Here is a 24,787-nt window from a genome sequence, read left to right as displayed (position 1 = left end):
AACCATGACCAACGCGCCAGCAGACTCACGGACCGCCCCGCAGGCGAGCGACCAGTACGTGCAGTCGCTGGCGCGCGGGCTGGCCGTGATCCGCGCCTTTGATACCGACCACCCGGTCATGACCCTCACCGAGGTGGCGGCACGGACGGACCTGACCAGAGCCACAGCCCGGCGCTTCCTGCACACCCTCGTTGAGCTGGACTACGTACGGACCGACGGTAAGACGTTTGCGCTCACGGCCAAGGTCCTGCAGCTCGGCTACGCCTACCTCAGCGGGCTGTCCCTGCCGCAGCTGGCCCAGCCACATCTGGAGGAACTGTCCCTCAAGCTGGGCGAATCCACGTCCGCGGCGGTGCTGGACGGCACGGATATCGCCTACATCGCCCGGGTGACCACCCGCCGCATCATGAACGTGGGAATCACCGTGGGCACGCGCTTCCCGGCCTACGCCACGTCCATGGGCAGGGTGCTGCTCGCGGCCCTGCCGCCCGCCGGGCTCAAGGAATACCTGGCGGCGGCGGACATCAAACCCTTGACGCCGCGCGCGCTGGGCACTGTCCCCGAGCTGCTGGCGGTGCTGGACACCGTTCGCGCCCAGGGCTGGTGCCTGCTGGACCAGGAGCTTGAGATCGGGCTGATGTCCGTTGCCGCTCCCGTGTACGACGGGCCAACCAAGGTGGTGGCCGCGGTGAACGTGTCCCTCCAGGCCCAGTCGGTCGCGGCCCAGCCGGACCCGGATGCGTACCTCGCCGCCGTGGCCCGCGAAATCGTGGCTACCGCGAAGCTCGTTTCGGCGGACTTGACCGCGCGGCGGTAGCCTCCGCAAAGGTTAGGTCCGTTTCGACCAGGCGGCGATCGGCCGTTTTGGCTTTCCGATCGACTTTCCGGATTCAATCCGGTCGAGGTTATAGCCGATTCTGTCCCGGAGAGCGGGGCTGCCGCCGGAAATGACCGGCGTTTCGTTCAGGGCAATAGCCAAGCGGGCAATCGTGTCGTGAATGACCGACTCGGTGCGTCGTTTTCCTATTCCACCCCAGCCGGCGGCTTCGGCGTAGAAATGATCAAGGGTTATCCGGTGGTGATTGAACTCACCGCCGATCGCCAACGACAGCTCGTCGCCAATCTTCCTTGATCCGATCCGCGACGGATCATCGTTGATGTGCAGAATTGGGACGGCGTCGTAGAGGTCGGCGATCCGTGAATCCCCCGTCGGTTCATGAACTATGGACGCGTTTTTCGCGTGCGCGTCATGATTGCCGATGATCACGTTGTAGACCAGGTGCTGCAACCAAATCTCCAGATCTGTCCCGTCGCCAAAGGATCCAAAGAGTTCCGCGATCCTCCGGGCCGTGGGCCTTAGCGGCGAGTGGGGCTGCTCGGGATTCTGAAACTTGACGGCCGAGTCAGCCCAGTCGAGTCCGAGGGCCTGTGCAGCGTCCTCCTGATGGATGGGACGGATGCTTTCCCCCTGGACGATGCGGTCGTATCGCTGGATGGCAAGAAACGTGACTTGGTTGTAGGTGACCAGCTCACTCTGGAAGCTGGTCAGACCCATGTGCCGTGACAGTTCGTGGGAGTAGTACTCATCGAAGATTGTGGCAGGGCGGTGTGGTGGCGGCGGCTTGAGAATGTGAGTCGAATGCGCCCGATTTTCCGGGTAGGCCCACTCATCAGCGAATTTCGCCAAGAGGACTTTTGGCTGGAATCCCGGGAGCATCGAGCGGCCGCTGGCTGGCTCATTTCCCAGGTCAAAGTCCCGCTGGGCTGTTTCGAGCTTACGGATTACTTCTCGCGTAGTGAGCGGCCGGTAAGCGCCAGAGGCATGGTCGCCGGGCGAATCGGTTCGGAAGGAGAGGGCCCCGGCCATGGTGAGACCGTATTTCTCGAGGAATGCGAACAGGTCACTCTCATCAATGCGGGCTTTACGTGCAAGCTGGATGCGGTGGTTTCCTTCCGGGGCGTACCCGCCGAGAAAATTGGAGACCTGCCGGGTGTCGAGCGTTGTCCCCGGGACCAGTGAGAAACCCTCACTAAGAAGCCCCGGCGCTCCGGCGAATGAAGGGTCCACCGTGAATGTCACCTGCCGCCGGTCCCGCCGCGTGGGCGTTACCGTGCCAATGTGATCATCGTAGAGATAGACGTCCAAGTGATCAGGCACCAGTGGATCCTGCAGGAACCTCGTAACTGATGGTCACCCTGATTCCAAGGCGACGAAGAGTCCGGAACATGCGTGTGGCCCACAGGGTCGGGGTGCCGGACTCAAGGCTCGCAAGATACAGGCGGGGGATGCCGAGTTCTTCCGCGAGCTGTTCCTGCGTCAATCCGCGTCCAGTGCGCGCGTGCTTTACTGCGGCGCCAAATTCCTTGGGGCTGCGGGCTTCGAAGGCGGGCATGCCACTCCTCATGATTGATTATGGCAACACTGTCCAGTGTATGAATATTACAACATTGTGCAGTGTTTGAATATACCAACATCGTCGGATGTTTGGATATTGAAACACTCGCTGGCGTTTCCAGCTTCGTGCCATCAAAGCGCCATAGACTCTAGCCAACTACGTGCAGCAGTGCCGCTACTCGAAGCCCGGGCCTGAGACAGCCGGACCACGGCCGGGAGTCGACGCCAGAGGTACTGCCGCACTCGTCCGAAAGGGAGTTGGCGGTTTGAAACTGGGCATACCGCGGGAACGTCATGAGGGTGAGCGGCGTGTGGCCGCCACGCCGGAAACGGTCAAGCAGCTGGCGGGGCTGGGGCTGGACGTCCTGATCGAGGCAGGAGCAGGTGCCGCCGCCGGCCACTCAGACCACGATTACGCCGACGCCGGCGCCCGCGTCGTCCAGGACCTGGATCCCGGCGAACTGAACGTCCTGGTCCACGTCCGCCCGCTGGAACCCCCGACGGCGGCAGCCCTGAAGAGGGGCGCCGTCACTGTTGGCCTTGCCTCGCCGTCGTCCGAGCTCGCCACCGTGCAGGCGCTCGTGGATGCCGGCGTCACCGCCTTCGCCCTGGAACTGGTGCCCCGCATCTCGCGCGCCCAGTCCATGGATGCGCTCAGCTCCCAGGCCCTGGTGGCCGGCTACCGCTGCGTGCTGGAGGCGGCCATCCGGCTGCCGCGCTTCTTTCCGCTGTACATGACCGCCGCCGGCACCGTCCCGCCGGCCCGGGTGCTGGTGCTCGGCGCCGGGGTTGCCGGCCTGCAGGCCATCGGCACCGCTAAACGGCTCGGCGCCCGCGTCTCCGCCAACGACATCCGGCCCGCCTCCGCTGACGAGGTCGCGTCGATGGGTGGCACGTTCATCAAACTGGATCTGGAAACGGCGGAGGCTTCGGGCGGCTACGCCCGCGAACTCAGCGCCGACCGCGGCGCCCTCCAGCGTGAACTTCTCGCCCCGCACGTCGCCGTGGCGGATGTCCTGATTACGACGGCGGCCGTCCCGGGCAGGCGCGCACCGCTCCTCGTGAGCCGCCAAATGGTGCAGGGCATGCGCCCCGGTTCCGTCGTCGTCGACCTCGCCGCTGAGTCCGGCGGCAATGTGGAGGGTGCCGTCCCCGGCGAGGACATCCTGGTGCCCACCGCTGACGGGCAGGGCCACGTCACCCTGGTGGGGCTGAAGGACGCGCCGTCCGAGATGGCGCAGGACGCGTCCCGGCTGTATGCCAAGAACGTTGCCAACCTGCTCGCCCTGATGGTCCGGGACGGCACCCTGGCCCCCGATTTCGACGACGACGTAATCGCAGGGACGTGCCTCACGCACGACGGCGCGGTGCGGCACCTGCCCACGGCCGAGGCGCTAGCGGCGCTCATCCCCGCCCTGCCCGACCACGCGCCCCGGGTCCCCATCCAGAACGAGGGGGGAATCTGATGGACGGCATGAGTCTGCTGACGGTCACCGTGCTGGCGGTGTTTGTGGGCTTCGAGGTGGTTTCCAAGGTCTCCAGCACCCTGCACACTCCGCTGATGTCCGGCGCCAACGCCATTCACGGCATCATCCTGGTAGGCGCCATCATCGTGGCCGGCCAGGCCGCGGACCCGGGGATCCTGGCCGTGGCGCTGCTGGCCGTGGTGCTGGCCACCGCCAACCTGGTGGGCGGCTTTGTGGTGACGGACCGGATGCTGCACATGTTCCGTGCCCGCAAGGACGTCGCCCGCCAGGAAGCCCCGGCTAAGGAAGCCACCGGCAGGGAGGACGCAAAGTGACCCTCCTCGATCCTGTCTGGACCTCACTCCTTTACCTCGCTGCGGCGGTGTTCTTCATTCTGGCGCTCCGCGGCCTCAGCTCGCCCCGGACGGCCCGGCGCGGCAACCTGATCGGTGCCTTCGGTGCGCTGCTCGCCGTCGTCACGGTCTTCCTTTCCGCCCGGCTGGACAACATCCCCTGGATCATCGGTGCCATCGCAGTGGGGTCCGCCGTGGCCGCGCCGGTGGCCCGGCGGGTGCAGATGACCCAGATGCCGCAGCTCGTGGCCCTGTTCAACGGCGTGGGCGGCGGCGCCGCAGCCCTGGTGGCGCTGCTGGAACTCAGCCACACGGCCGACCCCTGGGTCCGCGTCGCCATCGTGTTCACCCTGCTGGTGGGGGCCGTGTCCTTCGCGGGCTCCGGGGTCACCTTCGCCAAACTCCAGGAGCTCATGACCACCCGGCCCATCGTTTTTCCGGGCCTTCCCGTGGTTATGGCAGCGGTGCTGCTCGCCGCGGTGGGCACCGCCGTCGCCGTCGTCCTGACAGGTTCCCTGGCGCTCGCGGTGCTGCTGATGGTGCTGGGCTTGGCCGCCGGTGCGCTGCTGGTGCTGCCGGTGGGCGGCGCGGACGTGCCCATCGTCATCTCGCTCCTGAACGCATTCACCGGACTGGCCGTCGCCGCGTCCGGCGTGGTGTTGGGCAACGTGCTGCTGGTGGTGGCCGGCACGCTGGTGGGCGCCTCCGGTACCATCCTCACCCGGGCCATGGCGGCCGCGATGGGCCGCAGCGTGGCTGGCATCCTGTTCGGCGCCTTCAAGGGAGGTTCGACGGCGGGATCCACCGCCGTGAGCGAACGTCCAGTCAGGTCCTCCAGCGCGGAGGACGTCGCCGTGCTCCTGGGCTACGCGCAGCGGGTGATCATTGTCCCCGGCTACGGCCTGGCGGTGGCGCAGGGCCAGCACACCGCGGCCGAGCTGGCCCTGGCCCTCGAAGCCCGCGGCATCGAGGTGGACTTCGCCATTCATCCCGTGGCCGGCCGCATGCCCGGGCACATGAACGTGCTCCTGGCTGAGGCGAACGTGCCGTACGAATCGCTCAAGGAGATGGGCGAAATCAACTCCGAGTTCCGCATGGCCGACGTCGCTTTGGTGGTGGGCGCCAACGACGTCGTGAACCCCGCGGCGAAGACGTGCTCCGGCTCGCCGATCTACGGCATGCCCATCCTGGAAGTGGCCGACGCCCGGCAGGTGATCTTCCTGAAGCGCTCCATGCGGCCAGGATTCGCGGGCATCGAGAACGAGCTCCTGTACGAGCCGCAGACCTCCCTGCTCTTTGGCGACGCCAAGGATTCCCTGGCCAAGGTGCTCGGCGCGGTGAAGGCGCTGTAGCGAAGTACGCTGTCCCCAAGGCCCAATTCCCATGTCAGCGAAGGAAACCATGACAGCCAACAGCCCCACTTCCCTCAAGCGCCCGGCCATCATCATCAATCCTGCCAAGCCGGTGGACATCGACGTGCGTGCCCTGGCAGCCAAGCATTGCTCGGAGAACGGCTGGGGAGATCCCATCTGGCTGGAGACCACCAAGGAGGACCCCGGCGTCGGCCAGGCGAGGGAGGCACTCAAGCAAGGGGCCGACGTCGTTATTGCTGCCGGCGGCGACGGTACCGTGCGGTGTGTGGCCGAGGTCCTTTCGGGCGGGGACGTGCCCATGGGGTTGCTTCCGTTCGGCACGGGAAACCTCCTGGCCCGAAACCTGGGCATGGACGTCACGGACTTTGACGGGGCCATGGCCGGGGCCTTGGCGGGCACGGAGCGGAAGATCGACGTGGTCCGGGCCGTCCGCAATGAACCGGACAGAGAGCAGGTCTTCCTGGTCATGGCCGGAGTGGGCTACGACGCCACCATCATGGCCGACACCAATGAGGACCTCAAGGACAAGGTGGGCTGGCTGGCCTACGTGGACGCCGGGATCCGGAACCTGCCGGGCAAGCCGGTGAAGGCCACCATCGTCCTCGACGGCAAAACGGTAGTGCACCGCGGAGTCCGCAGCGTGATGGTGGGGAACTGCGGCAAGGTCCAGGGCGGACTGGAGATCTTCCCGGAAGCCAAGATGGATGACGGCCTGCTGGATGTGGCCGTGCTGGCACCGAGGGGGAAACTCGGGTGGTTCTCCGTAGTGGCCGGCATGATCGGCAAGGGCCGCGGCAAGGACACATCCGTGGAGTACTACCAGGGCAAATCCGTAGAGGTCACCCTCGAGCACAACGATGACTACCAGCTCGACGGCGACCACGAAGGCGACGGCAAGCACGTTCTGATGACCATTGAGCCCGGCGCGTTGACCATCCGGATGTAACCGGCCCAACTAGGTAGCGCTAACTGTCGTTTTGAGGCCCCATAACGACAGATAGCGCTACCTACATGCGGGGAACCTACATGCAGGGTGAGGGCGCCGGCCGGTGGGAGAGGATTTCGGCGAGCTCGGCGAGCCGGTGCGCGCGGGCTGACTCGGCGGGTGTGAACGGTTCGCCGGGACGGGCGAAGGTGATGGGTCCGTGCCAGGCGGTGGGGATCTTCAGGCGCGTGCCGGCGTCGTCCGCTTCCAGGGTGGCCTCTGCGGGGGTGAGGATGCGGGCGCGCAGCAGCTCGGCGACTGCCAGCGGCAGCTCGTCCGGGGCGTCGGCGATTCGTGCCGCCAGGCTCAGCGCCTTCGTCTGGCCGTCCGCCATGGCCAGGGCGGTGGTGGGCCAGACCCGCGGACTTGAGCCGCCGCCGTCGTGCAGTGCCTCCAGCAGGTGCCGTTCACTGAGGTTCCCCGGCGCCGAGAGCACGAACTCGTCCAGCACACCGCCGGCCACGGGGTGGACGTGGATGCTGAGGATGTTGGTGTCCAGGCGGGCCAGCGCCCGGGTGATTTTCTGCAGCGAACCTGGTTGGTCCTGGAGCACCGTTCGCGCCCGCCATAACGCCGGTGCGCTGCCCAGCTTCCTGTGGTGCCGGAGCGCCGGCGCGTGCAGCCAGCCGCGGAGCATCCGGGCGGCGGAGGGCTCCGCCACCCAGATCACCAGCACGGTTGCGGTGAGGGTGAGGACCAGCACCTTGGCAAGATAGGGCAGGTGCGTTTCCACCACGAGGGCGTGGACCAGCAGTTCGATCGGGAGCATAACGGCCACGTTGGCCAAGGTCAGGCGGGTCTTGGTGGGTTCCGGCATCAGGCCGCAGACTTCACAGCTCAAATCAGCCGCGGCAGGGTTCCTTGCAGTGGGCTTCATGCCTCAAGGATCACAGCGGGGTGTTTCGGCGGCGTTGCCCTGCCGTTCCGATTGTGGGAACAGGCTGCGGGGGCAAACTCACGAGCCCAAGCGGCCGCCGGACTCCTCGAGATAGCAGGAGCCGCAGAGGGACTCGTACCAGACGTCCTGGCCGTCGATGGCCACCTGGTCGCCGTCGAACACTACCTCGTTGCCAACGCGACGGGTGTTGAAGATGGCCTTGCGCCCACACCGGCAAATGGTCTTGAGCTCTTCCAGCGTGTGGGCGACCTCCATAAGCCGGCGCGATCCCGGGAAGGCGCGGGTCAGGAAGTCTGTCCTGATGCCGTAGGCGAGAACCGGCACGTTGTCCAGGACGGCGATGCGGAACAGGTCATCCACCTGGTCCGGGGTGAGGAACTGGGCCTCGTCCACCAGCAGGCAGGCCACCGGTTTCTGGTCCACGTGCTCCAGCAAAGCATCGGGGTCGTCCCCGGCCGCATGGGCGGCGAAGAGCTCACGGACGGGCGTGGTAGCGGAGATCAGGAAGTCCACGGACCGGGTCATGCCCAGCCGGGACACAATGTCGGTGTCGCCTTTGGTGTCCACATCGGGCTTGGCGAGAAGGACGCGCTGGCCCCGCTCCTCGTAGTTGAAGGCGGCCTGCAGGAGTCCGGTGGACTTTCCTGAGTTCATGGCGCCGTAGCGGAAGTAGAGCTTGGCCAAGAGGGTCCTTTCAATGGGTCCGGCTATCGATCCTATGCCGTTCTCTACAGTGACCCATGGCGGTGGCCCATGGCCCCGGCCGGGCGGCGTAGGGCGCGTCCCGCCGTCGTCAGTCCTGAATGAGGGTTTCCGTCAGGTGATGCGTGGGAATCCGGTCCCGCTCATAGGTGATTTCGGTGTAGCCGTGGGGCTCGGGCTTGCCGGCCGGGCTGAGGTTCACAAAGACGATCTCTTCGATGGTGAGGATGCTTTGGCGCGTGATCATGTTGCGGACTTCGGCGCGCATAGTCAGTGACGTCCGGCCGAAGCGCGTTGCCGTCAGGCCCATTTCCACAAGGTCTCCCTGCACTGCGGAGCTCACGAAGTTGATCTCCGAGATGTACTTCGTGACCGCGCGGCCGTTGCCAAGCTGGAGGATGGCGTAGATCGCCGCTTCCTCATCGATCCATTTGAGCAGGCTTCCGCCGAAAAGGGTTCCGTTGGCGTTCAGGTCCTCCGGCCGGATCCATTTGCGCGTGCGGAAGGTGATGTCAGTGGATTCCATATGGCGAGGTTAGCGTGCCGCGGCGCACGTTACGTCGTAGCGGTTGTAGTGTAACGGGCCGCCCGCCCGGATTTGGCTCAGGCCATGGCCGTGTGGGCGGCGCTGTGCGAGTCAATCGACTTGGCGTAGCAGTACGAGTGCTCCACTCCCACGTAAGCGCCAAAGTTGGAGACGGAATCGAAGCCGGAGTTCTCGTAGAAGTTCCGGCCGTCCGGCTGCGCCGAGCCTGCTTCGGCCTTGATGCGTGTGATGCCCTGCTTGTGCGCCTCGGCTTCGAGGGCCGCCAGGATGGAGCTGGCCACGCCCGATCCGCGCGTATACGGGAGCACGTAGAGCCGCTTGATTTCGGCCGTGGCGCTGTCCAGGAGCCTGAGTCCGCCGCAGCCTACGGGCTGGCCTGAGCCTTTGTCGTACGCCACGAGGAACACGGCGCAGTCAGCGCCCGACGGCGGGGTCCCCGGTTCGTGGTCAGGGGTACCGAAGCGGGCGTCCAGTTCCGCCTGCTGGGCCCTGCGCAGATCGGCGCCCACGGGGTTGGACCAGGTGACGGACCGGATGTTGAGCCGCGGATTGGTCTGCATGACTGCCTCGTTTCGCCGAAGGGTGATGCAGATCAAGCCTACGACCCCACCGTTAACGCCGTGTTTCCTGTGCGTAAGGGGATGGAGAATTTGCCTGCTATCCCTGGGTGCCGGTGGGGTCTTCGGCGGTCGGATCCGCGAGAGCGAGGCCGCCCACCGGGCTCCCGTCCCAGTGGATCAGCTTCCAACCTGCATCCGGGTCCCCTTCGAGGGCCACGATGCCCGTGTTGGACAGGACGTGGCGGGCTGCGAAGTCGTGGTCGGCGCCAGCCGCGCGGAGCCCTGTCCAGGTGCGGATGGCGGCGCCATGACTCACCACGGCGGCGACGTCGGAGCTCCCGTTGCTGGCCGCGCGCTCGGCAATCCGGTTGATGGCGGCATCGTACCGTTCGAAAAACTCGTGGCCGTCCGGACCGGCAGGCATCCGGCGGTCCAGGTCACCGGCTGCCCACGCGAACACTGTCCCCATGTAGCGCATGTGCGACTCGTGGTCGGTCAGTTTCTCCAGTGCCCCTGCTTCGATCTCGTGTAGCCCATCCAGGACTTCAACCCCAAGCCCGTGGAGCCGGGACAGCGGGGCGGCCGTGATCTGGGTCCGCAGAAGTGTTGATGCGTACACTGCGCCTATCTGCTCGTTGGCCAGGGACCGTGCCATGGCCTCTGCCTGGCGTTCTCCCAGCTCGGTCAGCCCCGGCCCCGGGTGGGCGGTGTCCAGCTGGCCGAGTACGTTGCCGGGGGTCTGTCCGTGGCGGATGAGGAGCAGCTTCATGACTCCAGTTTCGCATCCGGCGGCGAGATCCGGCGTCTGTCTGCCGGTCCGACGTCGTGCGTTCCTGCCCAGTTCGTTCCGCCCGAAAGCGGCAGGACACCGCGTGTCGCCCGGAAACGCCCGATCCTGATCGAGCAACTGGGCGGGAACAAACAAGCGCCGGGCCCCCTCAGGAGCCCGGCGCCGCCGTCGTACTTCTTGTGCCCGTGCGGACTTGTTTACTTGAGGTGGTCCACCAGCTGGTCCGCGATGCCGGTGTACTTGCCCGGCGTGAGGGCGAGCAGCCGCGCCTCGGCCTCGGGGGAGAGGCCCAGGCTCTGCACGAATTCCTGCATGCGGGCGGCATCCACACGCTGGCCGCGGGTGAGGTCCTTGAGCCGCTCGTACGGGTTTTCCATGCCTTCGACGCCGGCAATCGCCTCGGCGCGCATGACCATCTGGATGGCCTCGCCCAGGACTTCCCAGTTGGTGTCCAGGTCCCCGGCGAGCACGTCTTCGGCAACATCGAGGCGGTCAAGGCCCTTGGCCACGTTGGAGATCGCCAGGAGGGAGTGGCCGAACGCCACACCGATGTTGCGCTGGCTGGAGGAGTCGGTGAGGTCGCGCTGCCAGCGGGAGGTCACCAGCGTGGAGCCCAGCACGTCCAGGAGGCCTGAGGAAATTTCCAGGTTCGCTTCGGCGTTCTCGAACCGGATGGGGTTGACCTTGTGCGGCATGGTGGAGGATCCGGTGGCGCCGGCCACGGGGATCTGGGCGAAGTAGCCGATGGAGATGTAGCTCCACATGTCCGTGCAGACGTTGTGCAGGATCCGGTTGAACCGCGCGACGTCGGCGTAGAGCTCGGCCTGCCAGTCGTGGCTTTCGATCTGGGTGGTCAGCGGGTTCCAGGTCAGGCCCAGGCCCTCGACGAAGGACTTGGCCACCTGCTGCCAGTCAGCGCCGGGGACAGAGGCCACGTGGGCTGCGTACGTGCCGGTGGCGCCGTTGATCTTGCCCAGGTATTCGGTCTTCGCGATCCGGTCCAGCTGGCGGGTCAGGCGGTGCGCAATGACTGCCAGTTCCTTGCCCAGGGTGGTGGGCGTGGCCGGCTGGCCGTGCGTGCGGGACAGCATGGGGACTGCGCGGTTGACCTCGGCCATCTTGCTGATCTGGGCAACGAGGGCGCGTGCGGCGGGCAGCCACACGTCCTCCACAGCACCCTTGATGCCCAGGGCGTAGGAGAGGTTGTTGATGTCCTCGGACGTGCAGCCGAAGTGGACCATGGCGGTCAGGTTCTCGATGCCGATGGCGGGCAGCCGGCGGCCGATGTAGTACTCCACAGCCTTCACGTCATGGACGGTGACGGCTTCGATTTCGGCGAGCTCGGACACCGAGGCGGAGTTGAATTCGGTGACGATCGCGCGGAGCTCTTCCTGCTGTTCCGCGGTGAGCTGGCCTGCGCCGGGAAGGACATTGTTGCTGGTCAGGTGGATGAGCCACTCGACTTCCACGGCCACGCGGTCACGGTTCAGGGCTGCCTCGGACAGGTAGTCAACGAGGGGCGCAACGGCGGACTGGTAACGGCCGTCCAGCGGACCCAGGGCGATCTGGTCCGGTGACGCGGCGAGGGCCAGGCGTCCGGAGGGCGTGCGGGTATCAGCTGTGGCGGCAGTTTCAGGCATGTGCTGATTCTTTCATGAACTCCTCACTGCCGCTTAAGCGGTCCGTCGCATGTGAACAATGGCGTGACTTGTCCACATAGCCGACGGCGGTGCTTCCGTCGTGCGGGCGGCTTTCCGTAGCGTCGGGGTTCAGGAGTTGGCCTTGGCGGACGAGAAGTTCGGGCGGGTATCCGGGAGAGGGAACGGGCATGGGCAGTGACGTGACGGCAGCCGACATGGCGGCATGCATGTCCCGAGGTTATGAGGTTCAGCAGTTGGCGGCCCGGGTTGACCTTTGCTTGGGGAGGGTGGAAAAGGTCCTCGGCGGCTTTCGCGAGATCCAGCTTTTGGACTGGCAGTCACCTGCCGGGAGGGCGTACAGGAACTCGGTGGCTCTGCAGGAGGTGGCTCTAGGGAGGGCGAGGGTACGGCTCGAGGACGCGCTGGCTTCGGTGAAACGCCACGCGCAGGCGGTGGGAACGTCCGCCGGCAACCCGGCGGGGCGGTACTGATGGCCGAGGTGACGCCGTCCGGCAGCGGCGGCCCTATCCAGCTGACAGGGCCTGCCGTGGACGGGGGCATGGAAATCAGGGGCGGCGTTGGTGGCATCAGTTTTCAGTTGGAGGAGCTCGTAGGCGGCGCGGAGAAGCTCGACGCTGCTGCGGGGGAGCTGGCTGCCGTGGAAGTGGAGGTCCGCCGCATCTGGGAAGACCTGTGCCCGTACCAAGATGAAGCGCGTCCCACCGGAACGGCGGCCCTGATTGGCGTCGGAGAGGCGCAGTGGAGCGTCCAGGCCGTCAGGACGGAACTGCAGGGAATCAGCAGTCAGGTGCGGGACTGCAAAAGGGACTACGAAACGGCGGAAGCGTGGGCGGGATTCTCGCGCGGAATTGGCGGCGGACTGACGAGCCCCGAAACCCTTGGCAGGCAGGCGGTAGACCTCGGCTTGGGTCCGGTTCCCAACAGGGAAGTCACGGAACTCGCCGTGGGACCTATTGCCATGGCTGCCTTGCTGGCAGTCTCCCCGGAGCGCTTTTGGGTAGCGCTCGCGGCAGACCTGGCGGCGGGCAGGCATATTGCGGCGGCGGTACCTTTGCTCGCCGGTGTGCCCGGGCGTTCAAGCCGAATCCTTCAGCCGCGTTCGGTCACGTTGGAAAAGAAGGAGTCGCTGCCCATTGAATTTGACGGTTCTCCGGCTGCGTTGTTGGAACGGGCACGGATCATCGATGAACGCGGTGAAGGCTACATCGAAGTCGTCGAAGTGGATAACAGGGGACAGAAGGCTTACGTGGTGGTCATTCCCGGAACGCAAGCCGGAGGTGAAATGGGCGGCGTGAATCCCTTCGACGAAGCCGGCATCGTTGAAGGGCTGGGCCACAACTCCGCGGAGGTCAACGCAGCGGTGTTGCGTGCCTTGCAGGATGCCGGCGCAGAAAAGGGGGCACCCGTAGTGGCCGTGGGTTACAGCCAAGGCGGAATCCACGCCATGAACCTGGCGGCCGACGACCTATTCCTTAACGAGTACGACATGAAATATGTCCTCACCGCGGGGTCTCCCGTGGGTGGCATTGTTCCGGACGCCGACGTCACTGCTCTTCACCTGGAGCACAGGCAGGATTGGGTGCCCGGCACTGACGGTACACCGAACCCGGACGCCCGAAACCGGGTTACGGTGACCCTCAATAGCCCAGTAACCACGCCCGAAGGTGGCGAATTCGGTATTGGGCCGGGCCACAATCTCAACAACTACCAGGGAGCCGCGAGGCTCGTCGCAGCAAGCGACGATCCCTCTCTGATGGCGTCAACCGCGGTTCTTGGCGGCGTCGTGGGGGCAGGCGGCACGGCAACGGCCACCCGCTTCGCGCTGTCCCGTTCGAAGCCTCCCGAGACCGCGATGGCCCCTGGGGCGGTGCCAACGCCCATGGCGCAGGCGCCACCTCAGCCGCCGCAACCCTCAGCGCAACCGTCCTCACCCCAGCCGGTGCGACGTGATAGTCCGGTGCCGTCGCCGCAGCCGACACAGCGCTAAATGATGCTGCTAGGCAATCCGGCCGAGCAGATCTGGCTCGCCGGTCAGCGCCTGCCGGCGCCTGTCAGCCGCCCGGCAACCAGCGAAATGAGCGTGATGATGATGGCCGCGAGGACGGCCGTCCAGAGGAACGAATCGATGGTGAAGTTCACCGGCGTGTAACTGCTGAGCCAGGACGTCAGATACAGCATGGCGGCGTTGATGACGATGGTGAACAGTCCCAGCGTGAGGATGGTGATGGGCAAGGACAGGAAGCTGACCAGGGGGCGGACAAACGCGTTCACCACGCCGAAGATCAGCCCGATAAACAGGTACGCGAGAACGACGCCGATGGTCTCCGTGCCCTGCGTGACACCCGTGGTGGCCACGGCCTCGGTAGCGGCGGAAGTTGAGATATCCAGGCCCGGCAGTATCCAGCTGGCAATCCAGAGGGCCAGCCCGTTGATAAGGACTCGAACAATAAAAGAGCGCATAGGCCCATGCTGTCACACTGCCCTGAGCCCCCCTGGGCGCCCACCGGGCCCGTGCCGGTCAGGCGAAGTAGGCTAGTTTGCATGACTTCATCAGAGATCCTGCCTGGCGAAATCCGGCCGCGCCCCGTGGTTAGCCGGCTACCCCGGTACGCCGCAGGAAAGCCTCCCGTCGCCGTGGATGGGCTGGCCAGCTACAAACTGTCCTCCAACGAGAACCCCCTGCCCCCTCTTCCGGCAGTGCTGGAGGCAATTTCCAACCAGACGGACTTCAACCGCTACCCCGATCCCCTCAGCAGCAAGCTTCGGGCGGCGCTCGCCGAGTTCCTGGCAGTGCCGGCCGAGGACGTGGTCACCGGCGCCGGAAGCCTCGGCGCCCTCAACCAGTTGCTGTCCACGTTCGCCGGCCAGAACGACGACGGCAAAGCGGACGAGGTGATCTATGCGTGGCGGTCCTTCGAGGCGTATCCCATCAGCGTGGGCCTTGTGGGTGCGGAGAGCGTCCGCATTCCGCTGACGGCCGAGGGAGGCCACGACCTGGATGCCATGGCTGCAGCCGTAACGGTCCGCACCAAAGTCATCCTGCTCTGCACCCCGAACAACCCCACCGGTCCCATCCTGACCAGGGCCGAAACGGAGCGGTTCATCCAGGCGGTCCCGTCCGACGTCGTGGTGGTGATTGATGAGGCCTACCAGGAGTTCGTCCGCGCCAGCGATGCTGTGGACGGCATCGCGATGTACCGCAAATACCCGAACGTTGTGGTGCTCCGGACGTTCTCCAAGGCACACGGACTGGCGGGCCTGCGCGTGGGCTACAGCGTCTCGAACCCCGAACTGACCCAGTACCTGCGCGTGGCGGCCACGCCCTTCGCCGTGTCACAGATCGCTGAAAATGCAGCCATTGTGTCGCTGCAGAATTACCCCCTGGTTGTAGAAAGGGTACAAAGCATCGTGGACGAACGAACCCGCGTAACCTCCGGACTGCGTGAACTCGGCTGGTTCGTACCCGAGGCGCAGGGCAACTTCGTCTGGTTGAACCTGGGCGAAAACAGCTCGGAATTTGCCGAACTGGCGGGCACGCAGGCGCTTTCGGTGCGAGCCTTCGGCGGCGAAGGCGTGCGGGTCAGCATCGGCGAGGCGGAGGCCAACAGCCGGTTCCTCGATCTCTGTGCAAACTATACAAAGGCGCCACGACGTTCCTAGCGCTTAACATGCATCAGGAGCGGCACCTACTGAAGATAAAGTAAGGACCAGTAAGCCAATATATATGCCAACACGGGAATGCATTCCTCTAGCGGCATATATCCCAGCGACATTGCAATGCATCCGCATGCGGCAAGCAAGGAGACGGTATGGGCGCCACACATCTGCCCTCCACCGAGTTCGATGAGACAGCGGCAGACGACCAACAAGAGGCTGAGGCCGAGGCCCAACTGGGCAGTCCGGCCGAGCCTATGGTGCAGCTGCTGGCGCCTGACGGGACCCTGGGGACGGATCCGGTCTTCTCCGCGTATGCGGATCGGCTGGACGGTGAAAAGCTGCGTGGCTTCTACGCTGACATGGCCAAGATCCGCCGCTTTGATGTGGAGGCAACCGCACTCCAGCGCCAAGGCCAGCTGGCCCTGTGGGTCCCGCTGACCGGCCAGGAGGCCGCGCAGATCGGCTCCGGGCGGGCCAGCCAGCCGCAGGACTACATCTTCCCCACCTACCGCGAGCACGGCGTGGCGCTGACCCGCAATGTGGACCTCGCGGAGCTCCTACGCCAGTTCCGCGGGGTTTCGAACGGCGGCTGGAACCCGAAGGACACCAACTTCCATCTCTACACCCTTGTCCTCGCCGCGCAGACGCCGCATGCCGTCGGCTACGCAATGGGGATCCAGCGGGACCAGAAGGCGGCCGCCGCAGTCGCCGCTGATGGGGCGCAGGACCGGCCGGCCGAGCCCAAGGCCGCGGTGATGGTCTACTTCGGTGACGGGGCCAGTTCCGAGGGCGATGTCCACGAATCCATGGTGTTCGCCGCCTCCTACAACGCGCCGGTGGTGTTCTTCTGCCAGAACAACCACTGGGCCATCTCCGTTCCCAGCTCGGTGCAGACCCGCATTCCGCTGTCCAACCGCGCCAAGGGTTACGGTTTCCCGGGAATCCGGGTGGACGGCAATGATGCGATCGCCGTCCACGCCGTGACCGAGTGGGCGCTCGAACATGCCCGCGAGGGCAAGGGGCCGGTGCTGATCGAGGCGTTCACCTACCGCGTCGGTGCGCACACCACGGCTGATGACCCCACGAAGTACCGGGAATCGGCCGAGGAAGCCCTGTGGCGGGCCAAGGATCCGCTTGACCGCCTGGAAAAGTACCTGCGGGCCCAGGGGCTGGCCGATGACGCGTTCTTTGACCAGGTCAAGGCCGACGGCGACGAACTCGCCGCCTACGTCCGTAAGACCACCTACGACCTCGAGACCCCGGACATCCGGACGGCCTTCGCCAACACCTATGTCGAGGCCCACCCCCTGGTGGCTGAGGAATTGGCCTGGTTTGAGGAATACAGTGCAGGGTTCGCCGAAACGGCGGAGCACAACAGCGCTGAACCTGGCAGCCCGGACCCGGATGACGCAGCGACAGGAGTGGCCCGCTGATGACCACCATGACCATAGCCAAGGCCATTAACGAGGGCCTGCGCGCAACTCTGGACAACAACCCGCGGACCCTGCTCATGGGCGAGGACATCGGGGCCCTGGGCGGCGTCTACCGCGTCACCGACGGCCTCCTCGCGGAGTTCGGCGCGGACCGCGTGGTGGACACGCCGCTCGCCGAGTCCGGCATCATCGGCACCGCCATCGGCCTGGCCCTGCGCGGCTACCTGCCCGTCTGCGAGATCCAGTTCGACGGGTTTGTGTTCCCCGGTTTCAACCAGATCACCACCCAGCTGGCCAAGATGCACGCCCGCAGCAACGGCAACCTCACCGTTCCCGTCGTTGTGCGGATCCCTTACGGCGGCGGTATCGGCTCCATTGAGCACCATTCGGAATCACCGGAGGCGCTGTTCGCCCACACCGCAGGCCTGCGCATCATCACACCGTCCAACGCCCACGACGCCTACTGGATGATCCGGCAGGCAGTGGAGTGCCAGGACCCGGTGATCGTCTTCGAACCGAAGCGCCGCTACTGGCTCAAGGGCGAGGTTGACACGGAGAACCCCGGCGCGTCCGCCGACCCGTTCAAAGCCCACGTGCTCCGCGAAGGCACGGACGCCACCGTGGTGGCCTACGGCCCGCTCGTGCCGGTGGCCCTTGCCGCTGCCGACGCCGCTGCCGAGGACGGCCACAGCATCGAGGTCATCGACCTGCGCTCCATTTCGCCGATCGACTTCGACACCGTCACGGCGTCCGCCAAGAAGACAGGCCGGCTCGTTGTGGCGCATGAGGCGCCGACCTTCGGCGGCATCGGCGGCGAGATCGCAGCCCGGATCAGCGAACGGGCCTTTCTCTCCCTGGAGGCTCCCGTGATCCGTGTGGGCGGCTTCCACATGCCGTACCCGGTGGCCAAGGTCGAGGAAGACTACCTCCCCGACATCGACCGCATCCTCGAGGCGCTGGACCGCGCCCTGGCCTACTAGGCGCAGGCACCTTCCCCGCTCACGCTTCCCGCTCACGCTTGCCGCGAAAGAGGACATCATGACTCTGAACAAGTTCAACCTGCCCGACGTGGGCGAAGGCCTCACCGAGGCGGAAATCGTCGCCTGGAAGGTCAAGCCGGGGGACACCGTTGCCATCAACGACGTCCTGTGCGAGATCGAGACCGCCAAGTCGCTCGTTGAGCTGCCGTCCCCCTTCGCCGGCACCGTCACCGAGCTGCTGGTTCCCGAGGGCGTGACCATCGACGTCGGAACCGCCATCATCAGCGTCTCTGACGCCGTCTCCGGTGACCCGACGCCGGCCGATGTCCCGGCCCCTGCTACTCCCGTCCAGCCCCTCTACGGCAAGCTTCCCGCGGACGACGGCGGCACTTCAGGCAGTGCCCTGGCCGGCGGTCCGCTGGTGGGATCGGGCCCCAAGGCCGACGCCGTCAAGCGCCGTCCCCGGAAGGCGGCACCTGCCGCCCAGGCCGGGTCAGCCCCGGTCCCCGCGATTTCGACAAGCTCAATCACCGAAAACCCGGTGGTCGAGCCTGTCGAGACCGAAGCCGTTGATAACCGGCCCACTCTCGGCGGAACGATCACAGGCCTCGTGAACCGCGTTCTGGCCAAGCCTCCCGTCCGCAAGATCGCCCGGGATCTGGGGATCGATCTCGCCGATGTGGTGGCCACCGGCTCCCGCGGCGAAGTCACGCGCGAAGACCTGGTCAGCTATCAGTCCCAGCGCGATGCAGAGCTGGACCAGGCCGAAGGCTTCTGGGGCAAGGCAGGCAAGCCGCAGGACCAGCGGATTGAACGAATTCCAGTCAAGGGCGTCCGCAAGGCGACGGCCAAGGCCATGGTTGAATCGGCGTTCGCGGCCCCGCACGTGAGCATCTTTGTTGATGTTGATGCCAGCCGCACCATGGAGTTCGTCAAGCGGCTGAAGGCTTCGCGCGACTTTGAGGGAATCAAGGTTTCCCCGTTGCTGATCCTGGCCAAGGCCGTCATCTGGGCTGCCGCCCGGAACCCTAGCGTCAACGCCACCTGGGTGGACAACGTGGACGGGACCGATGCCGCGGAGATCCAGGTCAAGCACTACATGAACCTCGGCATCGCCGCAGCCACCCCGCGGGGACTAATGGTTCCGAACATCAAGGACGCGCAGGATCTCTCGCTCAAGGAGCTGGCGCTGGCCCTGAACAACCTGGCCACCACAGCCCGGGCGGGCAAGACCCAGCCCGCCGAAATGCAGGGCGGAACGCTCACCATCACCAACATCGGTGCGCTTGGCATTGATACCGGAACGCCGATCATCAACCCGGGTGAAGTGGCCATTGTTGCCTTCGGAACCATCAAGCAGAAGCCCTGGGTCCTGGACGGAGAAGTCATCCCGCGCTGGATCACCACCCTCGGCGGCTCCTTTGACCACCGGGTGGTGGACGGGGACCTGTCCGCCCGCTTTATGGCCGACGTCGCCGCGATCCTTGAGGAGCCAGCGCTCCTGCTGGACTAGGACGCCGGGACTAAGAACATCAACACCGTGAACCAAACCGCCATTCAGTCCAGGAACCGGGCAGCCAGATGGCTGACAGAGGTATTCCAACCACCGGTGGTGGTGACGCTTCAGCTCCTCGTCAGCCCTGTGGTCGAGGCCGGATTCCCAGGCACCATCGGCTATGGAGCCTTGGCTGCGCTGTTTGTGTGCGAACTGCCGCTAGTTGTGCTCCTGGGGCTCGTAAGGCTGGGCAAGGTTACGGACCACCACGTAAGCAACCGCAAACAGCGGGCACCCGTACTGCTCATGGCACTGGCGTCCGTGGCCGCCGGCCTGGTGGTGCTGCAAGCCGCCGGTGCGCCGCGAAGCGTGATGGTCATGGTCCTGGCCATCGTCGGCGGCATCATTGTGCTGGCCGCCGTGAGCCCCTTCTGGAAGATCAGCGGCCACGCGGCGGCGGTGTCGTCGGCGGCAGTTATTTCCGTCCTGATGCTCGGTCCGGCCTGGCTGCCGTTACTCCTGCTGGTTCCCGCCGTCGGCTGGTCCCGGGTGGTGCTCCGCGCGCACACCCTGGCGCAGGTGGTGGCCGGATCGCTGTTCGGCGGGCTAGTGATGGCAGGCCTGTGGTGGCTTCTGCGCGGCTGGCTCCTCTAGAAGTGGAAGCCTAACGTCAGGCCGCCGAGGATCAGGGCAATGCCTGAGAGGGCCGCGAAGAATTTCCAGTCGCCGCGCAGGACGCTCTCCAGAGTCTCCGGCAGGCGCAGTCCCGGCGCGATGAGGTTGGGTGCGCTGTCCACGGAGCCGTCATCCAGCAGCGCAATGACGCGACCGTTGCCGCGGTCCACCCGCATGGAGCAGATGTGGTTGCCATGGCGGGCCAGGAGGATGTCGTGGCCTACAAGTTGGCGGCGCTGAAGAGTAATCAAGGGGGTGAGAACGGACACCATGCACCGCCGCGGTGCGGCTGGTGCATGGTGTCCCGTTGTCAGTTAGTCGGCGTCGTAAGTGTTGGCGATGTAGACGTCGCATGGGGCGTTGTGGGCCACGCTGTTGGCGACGCTGCCCAGCACCCGGCCAATGCCGCGCATCCGCCGGTTACCCACCACGATCATCGTGGCGCCCAGGCGCTCGGCTTCCTTGATGAGCGCGTCGGCAGGCTTGCCGCGGGCCGCTGAGTAGGTCACCTTGATGGAACCGGCCAGGGCCTCGGCCACTGTCTTGGCAACATGCTCTGCACCGTCGGCGTCGGAAACGATCCACTGGTCGCTGCCCGAGCCGAAGACCTCGGTGCGGTCGCTGTCGAAGGCTGAGACGACGTGCAGCGAGGCGCCCACGGCGGCGGCGAGATCCCGCGCAGCTTCGGCTGCCTTCTTGGCAGTTCCGCTGCCGTCAACCCCCACGACAATAATTCCGCTCATGCTGTACTCCTTGTTCGGTATGAATTCTTGACCACACTCAGTCCGGCCCACGTTACAGCGCTGTAAGGGCCTCGCGCAGTACCGGGGCCAAGCGCCGGACACCTTCCTTGATGGCGTCGGGCGGCACCGCGCTGAACGCCAGCCGCAGCTTATTGGACGGCGCATCTGACGAGGTGAAGGCAGCCCCCGGGATAAAGACGACGCCGGCGTCGATCGCCTTCTGCAGCAGGGGATAGGTATCCACGCCTTCCGGAAGCGTGACCCAGACGAAGAAGCCGCCCTCCGGGCTGGTCCAGCTGGTGCCCGCAGGCATGTGTTCGTCCAGGGCTGCGAGCATGGCCGTGCACCGTTCGGCGTAAAGCCAGCGGTAGGTCTCGATCTGGCCCCTCCAGTCATAGTCCCGGAGGTAGGCGGATACCAGCATCTGGTTCAGGGTCGGAGGGCACAGGGTGACAGATTCGGACGCCAGATAGTAGCGCCGCTGGAGGTGCTCCGGGACCAGAGCCCAGCCGATGCGCAGACCAGGAGCAAAGATCTTGGAGAAGGACCCCATGTAGATGACATCAGCCGGGTTTGCCGCGCGGAGCGGTGCCAGCGGCTCCCCGTCGAACCGGAGGAGCCCATAGGGGTTATCTTCGAGAACCAGAATATTCGCGTTCCGGCATATATCAACAACCCGCTGGCGGCGTTCCTGTGCCAGCGTGATCCCTGAGGGGTTGTTGAAGTTGGGGATGGTGTAGAGGAACTTAATGTTCTTCCCGGCTGTCTGGAGGGCGGCGATCCGGGCCTCCAACAGCTCAGGCACCAGGCCGTCGTCGTCCATCTCCACGGTGGCCACCTCCACCTGGTAGGCCTCAAAGGTATTGAGGGCGCCCACATAGGTGGGGTTTTCCACCAGCACCACGTCCCCCGGGTTGCAGAAGACCTTGGTGGCCACATCCTGGGCCGACTGGGAGCCTGCGGTGATCACCACATTCTGCGGGAGCGCGTCCAGAATTCCTTCTGCCGCCATCACCTCGCAGATCTGGGTGCGCAGTTCTTCCGTGCCCTGACCGCCGCCGTACTGCAGGGCCGTGAGCCCTTCGTCGGCGATAATGCTTGCAGCCGTGGCGGCCAGCCGCTCAAGCGGAAGGGATTGCAGGTACGGACTGCCCCCGGCAAGGGAGACCAGCCCGGGGCGCATCGAGATGTCAAAAACGTCCCGCACTGCTGACTGCTTAATGTTGGCTGCGCGCTCCGAAAACAGCGCCTCGTGGGGATGGGCGGCGCGGTGGGCGGACGTGGCCGCGCGCTCGATGGCATCAATGGCTTCGGCCGGTAACTGCACTGCGCCGGCATCAAGTGTTTCGTGGGTCACATCCTCAGGATACAGCCGACAGTTGCCGATCAGGCAACACCTGTTGATCAAATGGCGCTAGTTGAGGCGTAGTGCTTCGACGAGCCTCACGCCGTTGACGTAGACCTCGGCGCGGATGGCGCCTACCGAGGCAACGGCAGTCTGCGTGAGCTGGGCCTCGATGCGGGGGATGTCGCACACCCCCGCCGGTCGGACCGAGCCGGACAGGTAGACCGTCACGGCCGTGCCGTCGAAGGTGCCGGACAGGAACGTCAGGGTTGAGCCGGACAGGGAGTTGTACAGGCCGGGGGCAGGTTCTGCGGCGCTGTCCAGCAGGGCGCGCATGGCGTTGGCCAACGGTTCCGCGGAGCCGGCCACGGTGCGGCGGACGCCGGCCAGGCTGTCGTTGCAGCCAAAGCGCACGCCTCCGGCCCCGCCGTCGTCGAGCAGTACGTAGTAGGCAGTCACCGTCTGGGATCCGCCGGACTGGCCAGGGGCCGGCTGGGCCGGGGGCGGCGCCGAGGGCTCGGGGGCCGGCGAGGGGCTTGCTCCGACGGCACCAGTTGAACCGAATGCCGCGCCGACTCCGGGCGAAGCCGTTCCGGACGAGGGGATGGTGTCGGAGCTCTGCTCGGGTGTTCCGGGCGTCCCGCCGGCGGCGCGGCCCGAGGGCTCGGGGGGAGAAGCGGCGGACGGGCCGGTGGTTTCGGCGGGCACAGCGGTGACCGGCGGGGGTGCCTGCGGCTGGGGAATTGGAACCAAGGGCGGCTGGGCGCGGTCAGTGTGTTCAATGGTGGTTGCGCCGGGCGCGACACTGCTCCCGGCAGACGGGTTGGGGGTGGGGGCGCAGGTTCCCAGCCACAGCGGAAGCGTAAGTGCTGCCGCTGTCGCCATCAGCTTTCCGGCGCTCCGCCTGCCTGCCATGTCCGCACCGCGTTCCATCCCAGAATGCTTTCCGTGCATTAAACGTTACGGCGGTCTCTCAGCCCTGAAAATGCCCGCGAGGTACCGGTTGGAACAAGACTTGGTTACACGTACGGGCGTGCGCGCCAGTCCGCTCACGGTGCGATAACAAATGCCCCGGCCACCTTGCGGCGCCCGGGGCATTTGGTTGCTTGGCGCTGCTGCGTGCGGCTGCCTTACGCTGCCGGCTGGGCGGTGGCGAGTGCGTCGAAGACGCCCTTGATCTGCTCCACTACCTCGGCATCGTCCTTCGGGTGCAGCTCGGCAAAGCGGACCATGGAGCCCGGGACGGCGAGCTTGACGTCCTCGAGCACCTGGGCGCCGGCAATGCCCGCTGCCTTGCGGGCTTCGTCCTGTGCCCACACGCCACCGAACTGGCCAAATGCGGTACCGACGACGGCGGTGGGCTTGCCGGAGAGGGCGCCGGCACCGAAGGGGCGGGACAGCCAGTCGATGGCGTTCTTCAGCGAAGCCGGCACGGTGCCGTTGTGCTCCGGGGTCACAAGGAGAATGGTGTCGGCGTCGTTGGCTGCTGCGCGGAGGGCCGCGGCAGCGGCGGGAACCTTGCCCTCGACATCGATGTCCTCGTTGTAGAACGGGATGTTGCCCAGGCTTTCGTGGATGACCACGTCAACCAGGTCGGGGGCGTTCAGCTGGATGGCTTCGGCGAGCTTCTGGTTGGTGGATTCGGCGCGCAGGCTGCCAACAAGGGTAAGGACGGTGCTCTTCGACATACGGACTCCTTTAGTGGGCCGCGGCGGGACCGCTGGCCGGTGGAAGGGTGGAGGCTTGGTGCCTTCATGGACTAAACGGACCGTAGTCCGATTATTATTCCCGGGTCTAGGATATGGACTGTGAGCTTTATCCCGCTGCTGCCCGGTTCGCTCTCCGGCCCGCCCGCTGAGCGCAGTGATGCTGCCCGGAACCGGGAGCGGCTGTTGGGCGCGGCGCGGGAGCTGATTGCCGAGTGTGGCCCGGACGCCCTGACCATGGACAGGCTGGCCGAGCGGGCCGGCGTGGGCAAGGGCACCGTCTTCCGCCGATTCGGCAGCCGCGCCGGGCTGATGATGACGCTGCTGAGCGATTCCGAGGCCGCCTTCCAGGCCCGCTTTATGTTCGGTCCGCCGCCCTTGGGGCCGGGCGCCTCGGGCCTGGAGCGGTTGATCGCCTTCGGTGCGGAGCGGATCGCGTATGTGATGGAGCATGGGGACCTGGCGAGGGCAGCCGAGGCTTCGGCCCACAGCCGCTACGAGGTCCCGGCGGTCAAGCTGTGGCAGCGCCACATCGAGCTCCTCCTCCGGGAGGAGGGCATGGATGCGGATCCGCTGCTGATGGCCATGTCCCTGACTGCAACACTGGATCCGGACCGGCTCCTCCACGCCGTCCGCGTCCAGGGCCTGGCGCTCGAACGGCTGACTGACTCCTGGCGGGAACTTGTCACGCGGGTGGTCTGCGGGCCGTAGGATACGCCTAAATCCCGCGGCTCGTCCAGTCAAATCAATTCCACTGAATTATTCATAACAATCTGATACGGAGCGCACGGATTCCGCGCAGGCGCCCGCATTTCGGGCGCTACTCTGTGGTAGTTTCCTCTGGAATGTGACCCGCAACATAGTCCACCCGGACTTGCTCTGCGCTGGTCGCGGGAGGCCGGCTACACGCTGGTGGGGACCCGGTGGCGGCGAGACCCGTTGCTGGCCGGGAAATCGGAAGGATCTGGAACGTGGATGTAGTGAAGGCAGAAAATCCGTTGCCGGCCCAGGGGCATCCCTTGG

General features: G+C 65.8%; 27 protein-coding genes. 13 read left to right on the top strand and 14 right to left on the bottom strand.

Translation table 11 applies throughout. The features are described from left to right. Nucleotides 1-4: 4 nt before the first annotated feature. Nucleotides 5-817, top strand: a complete 813-nt coding sequence (locus ACVWY0_RS11795; protein WP_485836857.1) for an IclR family transcriptional regulator domain-containing protein — start codon at nucleotides 5-7, stop codon at nucleotides 815-817. A 12-nt stretch (nucleotides 818-829) separates the two neighbouring features. Here ACVWY0_RS11795 and ACVWY0_RS11790 read toward each other — a convergent pair whose 3' ends face one another. Both ACVWY0_RS11790 and ACVWY0_RS11785 read right to left on the bottom strand, forming a co-directional pair. After that, complete coding sequence (locus ACVWY0_RS11790; protein ID WP_485836856.1) at nucleotides 830-2,146, bottom strand: type II toxin-antitoxin system HipA family toxin; 1,317 nt, start codon at nucleotides 2,144-2,146, stop codon at nucleotides 830-832. 4 nt (nucleotides 2,147-2,150) lie between these two features. Further along, nucleotides 2,151-2,393: a helix-turn-helix transcriptional regulator gene (locus ACVWY0_RS11785; RefSeq protein ID WP_485836855.1), complete on the bottom strand. Its 243-nt coding sequence runs from the start codon at nucleotides 2,391-2,393 to the stop codon at nucleotides 2,151-2,153. Nucleotides 2,394-2,661: 268 nt separating this feature from the next. Here ACVWY0_RS11785 and ACVWY0_RS11780 point away from each other — a divergent pair, with 268 nt between their 5' ends. The 4 genes from ACVWY0_RS11780 to ACVWY0_RS11765 are packed head-to-tail and all read left to right on the top strand — an operon-like array spanning nucleotide 2,662 to nucleotide 6,533. Next, nucleotides 2,662-3,861 carry a Re/Si-specific NAD(P)(+) transhydrogenase subunit alpha gene (locus tag ACVWY0_RS11780; RefSeq protein WP_485836854.1) on the top strand — a complete coding sequence of 400 codons (1,200 nt, stop codon included), beginning with the start codon at nucleotides 2,662-2,664 and terminating at the stop codon, nucleotides 3,859-3,861. After that, nucleotides 3,861-4,196, top strand: a complete 336-nt coding sequence (locus ACVWY0_RS11775; RefSeq protein WP_485836853.1) for an NAD(P) transhydrogenase subunit alpha part 2 — start codon at nucleotides 3,861-3,863, stop codon at nucleotides 4,194-4,196. The genes ACVWY0_RS11780 and ACVWY0_RS11775 overlap by 1 nt, the downstream gene beginning before the upstream one ends. Then, a complete protein-coding gene (locus ACVWY0_RS11770; RefSeq protein ID WP_485836852.1) occupies nucleotides 4,193-5,566 on the top strand; it encodes an NAD(P)(+) transhydrogenase (Re/Si-specific) subunit beta in 1,374 nt (457 codons plus the stop codon). Before ACVWY0_RS11775 ends, ACVWY0_RS11770 begins: the two co-directional genes overlap by 4 nt. Nucleotides 5,567-5,615: 49 nt before the next feature. Further along, on the top strand, nucleotides 5,616-6,533 hold the full coding sequence (locus ACVWY0_RS11765) for a diacylglycerol/lipid kinase family protein (RefSeq protein ID WP_485836851.1): 918 nt from the start codon (nucleotides 5,616-5,618) through the stop codon (nucleotides 6,531-6,533). Nucleotides 6,534-6,609: 76 nt separating this feature from the next. Here the strand turns inward: ACVWY0_RS11765 and ACVWY0_RS11760 are convergent, their stop codons facing one another. The 6 genes from ACVWY0_RS11760 to purB all read right to left on the bottom strand — a co-directional run bounded on the left by ACVWY0_RS11760 (nucleotide 6,610) and on the right by purB (nucleotide 11,709). Then, nucleotides 6,610-7,449, bottom strand: a complete 840-nt coding sequence (locus tag ACVWY0_RS11760) for an ACT domain-containing protein (protein ID WP_485836850.1) — start codon at nucleotides 7,447-7,449, stop codon at nucleotides 6,610-6,612. Between the two features lie 78 nt (nucleotides 7,450-7,527). Further along, entirely contained in the window at nucleotides 7,528-8,154 is a 627-nt protein-coding gene (locus ACVWY0_RS11755) for a thymidine kinase (RefSeq protein WP_141138805.1), read from the bottom strand. A gap of 109 nt (nucleotides 8,155-8,263) precedes the next feature. After that, nucleotides 8,264-8,698: an acyl-CoA thioesterase gene (locus ACVWY0_RS11750; RefSeq protein WP_082575848.1), complete on the bottom strand. Its 435-nt coding sequence runs from the start codon at nucleotides 8,696-8,698 to the stop codon at nucleotides 8,264-8,266. 77 nt (nucleotides 8,699-8,775) lie between these two features. Next, complete coding sequence (locus ACVWY0_RS11745; protein WP_485836849.1) at nucleotides 8,776-9,279, bottom strand: GNAT family N-acetyltransferase; 504 nt, start codon at nucleotides 9,277-9,279, stop codon at nucleotides 8,776-8,778. A 97-nt stretch (nucleotides 9,280-9,376) separates the two neighbouring features. Further along, nucleotides 9,377-10,048, bottom strand: coding sequence for a histidine phosphatase family protein (locus ACVWY0_RS11740; RefSeq protein ID WP_485836848.1), 672 nt, complete (start codon nucleotides 10,046-10,048; stop codon nucleotides 9,377-9,379). A gap of 218 nt (nucleotides 10,049-10,266) precedes the next feature. Continuing rightward, nucleotides 10,267-11,709: an adenylosuccinate lyase gene (gene purB / locus ACVWY0_RS11735; RefSeq protein WP_485836847.1), complete on the bottom strand. Its 1,443-nt coding sequence runs from the start codon at nucleotides 11,707-11,709 to the stop codon at nucleotides 10,267-10,269. Between the two features lie 188 nt (nucleotides 11,710-11,897). Between purB and ACVWY0_RS11730 the strand changes: the two genes are divergently transcribed. Continuing rightward, nucleotides 11,898-12,200, top strand: a complete 303-nt coding sequence (locus ACVWY0_RS11730; protein ID WP_058930722.1) for a hypothetical protein — start codon at nucleotides 11,898-11,900, stop codon at nucleotides 12,198-12,200. After that, nucleotides 12,200-13,717 carry a hypothetical protein gene (locus tag ACVWY0_RS11725; RefSeq protein ID WP_485836846.1) on the top strand — a complete coding sequence of 506 codons (1,518 nt, stop codon included), beginning with the start codon at nucleotides 12,200-12,202 and terminating at the stop codon, nucleotides 13,715-13,717. Before ACVWY0_RS11730 ends, ACVWY0_RS11725 begins: the two co-directional genes overlap by 1 nt. A 44-nt stretch (nucleotides 13,718-13,761) precedes the next feature. Here ACVWY0_RS11725 and ACVWY0_RS11720 read toward each other — a convergent pair whose 3' ends face one another. Next, nucleotides 13,762-14,190, bottom strand: a complete 429-nt coding sequence (locus ACVWY0_RS11720; protein WP_485836845.1) for a phage holin family protein — start codon at nucleotides 14,188-14,190, stop codon at nucleotides 13,762-13,764. A gap of 81 nt (nucleotides 14,191-14,271) precedes the next feature. Here ACVWY0_RS11720 and ACVWY0_RS11715 point away from each other — a divergent pair, with 81 nt between their 5' ends. The 5 genes from ACVWY0_RS11715 to ACVWY0_RS11695 all read left to right on the top strand — a co-directional run bounded on the left by ACVWY0_RS11715 (nucleotide 14,272) and on the right by ACVWY0_RS11695 (nucleotide 19,949). Beyond that, nucleotides 14,272-15,390: a histidinol-phosphate transaminase gene (locus ACVWY0_RS11715; RefSeq protein WP_485836844.1), complete on the top strand. Its 1,119-nt coding sequence runs from the start codon at nucleotides 14,272-14,274 to the stop codon at nucleotides 15,388-15,390. 149 nt (nucleotides 15,391-15,539) lie between these two features. Beyond that, nucleotides 15,540-16,820 (top strand): thiamine pyrophosphate-dependent dehydrogenase E1 component subunit alpha, encoded by a 1,281-nt coding sequence (locus ACVWY0_RS11710; RefSeq protein ID WP_485836843.1) that lies wholly within the window; start codon nucleotides 15,540-15,542, stop codon nucleotides 16,818-16,820. Continuing rightward, nucleotides 16,820-17,800 carry an alpha-ketoacid dehydrogenase subunit beta gene (locus ACVWY0_RS11705; protein WP_485836842.1) on the top strand — a complete coding sequence of 327 codons (981 nt, stop codon included), beginning with the start codon at nucleotides 16,820-16,822 and terminating at the stop codon, nucleotides 17,798-17,800. The genes ACVWY0_RS11710 and ACVWY0_RS11705 overlap by 1 nt, the downstream gene beginning before the upstream one ends. 58 nt (nucleotides 17,801-17,858) lie before the next feature. Then, on the top strand, nucleotides 17,859-19,313 hold the full coding sequence (locus ACVWY0_RS11700) for a dihydrolipoamide acetyltransferase family protein (RefSeq protein ID WP_485836841.1): 1,455 nt from the start codon (nucleotides 17,859-17,861) through the stop codon (nucleotides 19,311-19,313). A 27-nt stretch (nucleotides 19,314-19,340) separates the two neighbouring features. Further along, a complete protein-coding gene (locus tag ACVWY0_RS11695; protein WP_485836840.1) occupies nucleotides 19,341-19,949 on the top strand; it encodes a phosphatase PAP2 family protein in 609 nt (202 codons plus the stop codon). Here the strand turns inward: ACVWY0_RS11695 and ACVWY0_RS11690 are convergent. The 5 genes from ACVWY0_RS11690 to ACVWY0_RS11670 all read right to left on the bottom strand — a co-directional run bounded on the left by ACVWY0_RS11690 (nucleotide 19,946) and on the right by ACVWY0_RS11670 (nucleotide 23,746). Then, complete coding sequence (locus ACVWY0_RS11690) at nucleotides 19,946-20,221, bottom strand: hypothetical protein (RefSeq protein ID WP_485836839.1); 276 nt, start codon at nucleotides 20,219-20,221, stop codon at nucleotides 19,946-19,948. The two genes, ACVWY0_RS11695 and ACVWY0_RS11690, sit on opposite strands and share 4 nt — an antisense overlap. 63 nt (nucleotides 20,222-20,284) lie before the next feature. Continuing rightward, a complete protein-coding gene (locus ACVWY0_RS11685) occupies nucleotides 20,285-20,713 on the bottom strand; it encodes a universal stress protein (protein WP_485836838.1) in 429 nt (142 codons plus the stop codon). Nucleotides 20,714-20,765: 52 nt separating this feature from the next. Beyond that, the gene (locus ACVWY0_RS11680) at nucleotides 20,766-22,070 is read right to left on the bottom strand and encodes an aminotransferase-like domain-containing protein (protein WP_485836837.1); all 1,305 of its coding nucleotides are present in this window, start codon (nucleotides 22,068-22,070) and stop codon (nucleotides 20,766-20,768) included. A 57-nt stretch (nucleotides 22,071-22,127) separates the two neighbouring features. Beyond that, nucleotides 22,128-22,991, bottom strand: coding sequence for a GerMN domain-containing protein (locus tag ACVWY0_RS11675; protein WP_485836836.1), 864 nt, complete (start codon nucleotides 22,989-22,991; stop codon nucleotides 22,128-22,130). Nucleotides 22,992-23,188: 197 nt separating this feature from the next. Then, nucleotides 23,189-23,746: an NAD(P)H-dependent oxidoreductase gene (locus tag ACVWY0_RS11670; RefSeq protein ID WP_485836835.1), complete on the bottom strand. Its 558-nt coding sequence runs from the start codon at nucleotides 23,744-23,746 to the stop codon at nucleotides 23,189-23,191. A 120-nt stretch (nucleotides 23,747-23,866) separates the two neighbouring features. Here ACVWY0_RS11670 and ACVWY0_RS11665 point away from each other — a divergent pair, with 120 nt between their 5' ends. Next, on the top strand, nucleotides 23,867-24,475 hold the full coding sequence (locus tag ACVWY0_RS11665; RefSeq protein WP_485836834.1) for a TetR/AcrR family transcriptional regulator: 609 nt from the start codon (nucleotides 23,867-23,869) through the stop codon (nucleotides 24,473-24,475). Nucleotides 24,476-24,787 lie beyond the last annotated feature (312 nt).

Source organism: Arthrobacter sp. UYNi723, assembly GCF_054057635.1.
The sequence above is the reverse complement of the archived record's forward strand: the minus strand, read 5'-3'. Positions and strand labels throughout refer to the sequence as shown.